This window comes from Methanospirillum sp. (genome assembly GCF_035406105.1).
Classification (GTDB): domain Archaea; phylum Halobacteriota; class Methanomicrobia; order Methanomicrobiales; family Methanospirillaceae; genus Methanospirillum.
Genome location: NZ_DAONKG010000291.1, coordinates 1 through 2,478, shown reverse-complemented (window position 1 = coordinate 2,478; position 2,478 = coordinate 1). Strand labels below are relative to the sequence as shown.

Sequence of the window (2,478 nt, the reverse complement as noted above, 5' to 3'; positions counted from 1 at the left end):
TCATTTCTACTGGTAGTGGACATGATGTAAAAACCGGAGTGTTTGGTTTCTCGTCAGGACTAAAAAATAGGGTAATAAACGCCAGGGTAGAGAGCATTCTGGAAAAAACCCTGTTTAATTCACATCTTAAGACCGGGCGATGCCTCATTCCCGCGTCAGGGTTTTTTGAATGGAGTCTGGACAAGGGAAAGAAGACTCCGTATTATATATACATCCCGAATACCCCGATCATCTCTTTCGCCGGTCTTATACGGACGGTACATGAGAGGAATGAGATTGTGATCATCACCACAGAAGCTCCGGAACCGATGCATACGATTCACAACCGTATGCCGCTTGTTCTCTCGCTCATAGGTGAAGAAGAATATCTATCAGGAAAAAATCCGTTTCTGGTAGAACAATATGATATGTCAGAGTACCGGATGCACCAGGTATCAGACCGGGTAAACAGGGCAGGAGAGGATGACCTGGAAATCATTCGGCCCGTATCGACCAGAAATGCCCAACAGACTCTTATATAAACCCTGAATCAATATCAGGACAAGTTTTGCTCATCCTCCTTTCTGATGCATCGTCTGGGGATAATAATCGTGAACGTTGTACCCTGATCCGGTCCGTCACTTGATGCCTGAATGGTTCCCTGATGTTTCTGGATAATCTTTCTGCAAATGGCAAGACCAAGACCAGTGGAACTCTTATCATGACGTGACCGGTCGGATTTATAAAATTCTTCGAATATTTTGGTCTCTTCACCGTTTATGAGACCTATTCCGGTATCGCTGATGATGAGAGTCACCATATCTTCATCTGCTCTGCCATGAATCCTGATACACCCTCCCGATGGTTTTGAAAATTTAATGGCATTTGAGACGAGGTTATCAATCAGCTCCTGAATCAGGATCGGATCTCCATCGATGATACACTCTTCAGAAACATCTACTTCCGTCCTGATATGAGCCTGTATAAGTGCAAACCGGTTAATTTCAAGTACGGTACGGATAATTTCATTCAGATCAACCTTATTGCACTCAGGAATATAATCAAGGGAGTTTAACCTGGCAAGTTTTAATGATTTTGATGCGATGCTCTGGATATGCCGGGCATTTCGCTCAATAATCTGTAATATCTCTGCATAATCTTTCCCAATCAGTTCAGCAAGTTTTGGCAGTAGTCCAAGAATAGGGGTCAGGGGAGTCCGGAGATCATGACCCAGCTGCATGATAAAATCATTCTTCTGTTCCAAAAGCCTCATGACCTCTTCAGTCCGTATCTGCACTATCCGGTCAAGATCCGTATTGATTTTAAAAAGCTCATCCCGTACAGTCTCAAGTTCCCGTGTCCTCTCTTCCATCTGCCGGGCATATAACCGTATTTTCTGTTCATTCTCCTTCCTTTGGGTAATATCGGTGACGACACCAAATGATCCGGAATACTGTCCATCAGGCCCAAATGAGGGTGATGCTGATATTTCAGCCATGATAATACGACCAGTGAGCGTGACCAGTCTGACTTCATACCTTTCAGAGAGACCCTGATGACGGTTCTTCATTTTTTCACGTAAAAATTCATGGGAGGATGGATGAACAAAGTCGAATACCGGCCGTCCGATGATATCGTCAGATGACCCTTCAAGCATCTCCGCCATACGGGTATTGACAAATGTTGTAATCTTATCTGCTGAAACAATCCAGATACCTTCATTTAGCCTTTCCACAAGGCGTTGATACTCCTCCTTACTCTCACGAAGATGATGCTCCTTTTCCTGAAGATTTGATATCAGGTCATTAAGATGTGTGATCAGAAGGTTTAGGCTGGTTTCAAGTTCTGAAAACTCAAGACTTCCCGAGTACGAAACACGGTGATTCAGGTCTCCGTGAGCGATGCGGTTAATATCATCAATTATCCGGTGAATAGGTCTTGTTATATGATATGCAAGAAGATATGCAATAAAAACTCCGAGAAGGCCTGCTATTAGTGCAACAAGAACATGGAAGAACCAGATAGAATTCAGATGCTTATGTAATGTTGTTGTATCATAATCTATCCGTGCAACCATATCCAGCATATTCCCGGAAACGGTACTCTCATCAGAAATATCAATAAAATAATAGAATACCTCAGAAAAATTCGATGGATCAGATATCCGAATACGCTCAGCCCCCTTGAAGGTATTCTGAACCTGCCTGATGGTTCCAGGATCTGAATATGTCTTTGTGACAGAATTGCTCCACAGGGTCCGGTACATCGAATCATACAGTGTTATAGACCGTATATTCGGCTTTTCATTCACAAATGCCCGCATTACATTGGCATATGAAAAGTTCCGTCTGTCTTCAGTAAAACCACTGATTAAATAAGATATTTCCAGAAGAAACCGGTGATCAGGAGTTGGATAATATGCAAATTTCCGGGAGTTTTTCGCTGAGTTGAATCCATATACCGCCCGATCGGCCTCAAATGTGGATCCGTTCCTGATTC

2 protein-coding genes are annotated in these 2,478 nt (G+C 43.1%); one reads left to right on the top strand and one right to left on the bottom strand.

Features of this window, described 5'->3' with window-relative positions; all coding sequences use genetic code 11:
* A partial coding sequence (locus PLA23_RS12545) for an SOS response-associated peptidase (protein ID WP_324475399.1) occupies positions 1-521 on the top strand: 521 nt, incomplete at its 5' end.
* 14 nt (positions 522-535) lie between these two features.
* On the opposite strand, the gene PLA23_RS12540 is transcribed toward PLA23_RS12545, so the two are convergent.
* Positions 536-2,478: sensor histidine kinase (locus PLA23_RS12540; RefSeq protein WP_324475398.1), on the bottom strand; the 1,943-nt coding region annotated here is incomplete at its 5' end.